We start from the raw sequence: 2,170 nt of genomic DNA, 5'->3' as shown, positions 1-2,170 counted from the left end.
CGTATCGCAATCCCCCGGGAAACCATGTAGGTCAATCTATCAGGTGTTATCATGCGAGACTTCCGTGTACCCAAGAATATGCATGTCAGCATTGTCGATCCCATTGAAGGTTGGGAGTTTGGTTGTCTGACAATATGGGCCAAGGTGAACCCGGACTACGTACTCCATGTATGGGCTCCCGAACGTTTGGCATACAAAAAAATACTATATTCGCTGCTGATGTCCGAGATAAACAAAAATGCTATTGAGAAAGATTCTCCAGATGATGATATAGCGAAGTTGAAAGATCGCACCTGGAAAATAATTGATGATTTTATGGGTAAAAGCCCAAACGTAGAACAATTGAATATAATGAGTTCCAGTTTTTCAGATAATGTAAAGCAGTCGTTTGCCATACAATGGGATAAAACCAGTGAATTGTTAAATAAAATTGAAACATCCATTGTCGATGCTGTCGTTCATAGAGACGAGATTGATTTCAAACCAATAGAGATTCAATATATTAAATACAGCTTAGGCTTTACTGACTCTTTAATAACCGAAAGATTTATAGGAATTTATCATGCTTTCAATTTTGGAGGGGCATATATTGATAAAGGACTACTACCCGAAATGGAGAGCAAGGCCTTTCTAAAAAGGAGTAGTTCGGGCGAGTCTATATCAGAAATAGGAGTAAGTGATGAAAACAAAAAACGTCTCGAAAGAGCTAAGATACGTGCTCTTTTTGAAAAAATGTTTTCAGATGGAATGATTCCAGATCCCAGCCCTTATTTTGAGACATACGATACAAACCTGCCAGAAGAACAAACCAGTCAGATTAAAGATATCGTAAAAAAAACCAGTATTGGTGATCTATTCCAAAGACTAGGGGAATATCAACTAACACATCATACCCGCAATACATTAATGTTCGGAATGAAAATAAATTCATTAGGTAATTTTGTAGACAGTACTCTTGATCATGCAAACCAGCCATTTATCCTACTAACTCTCAAAAGAAACCCTCTGATCAAAATATCACTTGATGAAATCACATTTCTTCATGATGCTGTAGAAGGCTTAAAAAAATCTGCAATAAGTGAGGAAGAACTCATACCAAAGATAAAGGAGAAACTACGTCAATTCTATCAAATAAATAAAACGGATGTCTCCAGCAGTAACATTAATGAAGTTGCAATGATGTCAGCAAAGTTTTCATATCATAACGAGGAGACTGACCAGCGGATTATCAATAAAATAGGTTATAACGCTTTTGAAAGATTGAAAAATACCCAATTAAAAAGAAAATATAAAATCATTCCATTTGTTAAATTCTCAGCAAACAATCCCTTCTACAACAGAAGATCTTATGTTCTTAGTTTCAACCCTTCACTAATAGTGCGTGAGAGACCATACGACAAATTAATAATAATTAATCTATTTGACAGTCTGTACGATAAAGAAAGATCTTTAACAGAGTCTATTAATCTTTATCATGAGTACAGAACTGAAAAAAGCGTTTTGTACAATGTTGTTGAAATTAATATGCCGCAAGGAAAAACACTTAAACTCGAAATAGTAAAAGGAATACCGTTCACAAACATTGGTGAAGACACTAAAGTCATCATTACCGGAGAGGTTTATTTCTCTGATATCAGACGCGCTACTCGTTTTTTTTCCGACACTCAGAACTTAATAAAAAAGCTAACATTGGTTTTAAGTATGGCAATTCCCAGCAATACCACCGTACAAACCATAGCATTCTCTTTTGATAACTCTGCACAAGGCATTTTTGGTTCTTCGGGTGTACTGGGTGTACTGAATGTTAACCATAAAGGTTATGCTGTACCTGAAGTTTTGAGGGAGTTGGCCAAAAAAGGTATCTTTGCAAATGCTGCCGTTGCAGTTCGCACGCCTCATTCAGCCGATGATCCTGACATACCATCAACCTCCAGCAATGCGCCCTACCCTGAACCAAACCGTGTTGTTTTTACCCTGCTGCCTGACGGGACCACTGTTGAATACAGAACGAGGTTCGGGTTAGCCTCCCTTGAGCCTAAAAATGTATTTACCCATGCCTTACCTGAAAGTCATCACAGCGATAACGGGACTGAAGGTCAATCTAACGATGCCAGCTCCGAAGACGATCCGATCAAAGCCATATTACAAGAGAAGATTGCCGGTAGCGGAT

At 37.9% G+C, this 2,170-nt stretch carries 1 protein-coding gene; it reads left to right on the top strand.

The genetic code is table 11. The annotated features are described in order from the left end of the window. Positions 1 to 51 precede the first annotated feature (51 nt). On the top strand, positions 52 to 2,170 hold a 2,119-nt coding region (locus KDK18_RS04330; protein ID WP_257253465.1), incomplete at its 3' end, for a hypothetical protein.

It is taken from the genome of Endozoicomonas sp. SESOKO3, assembly GCF_024606255.1.
This window is presented reverse-complemented; position numbering and strand designations above follow the sequence as displayed.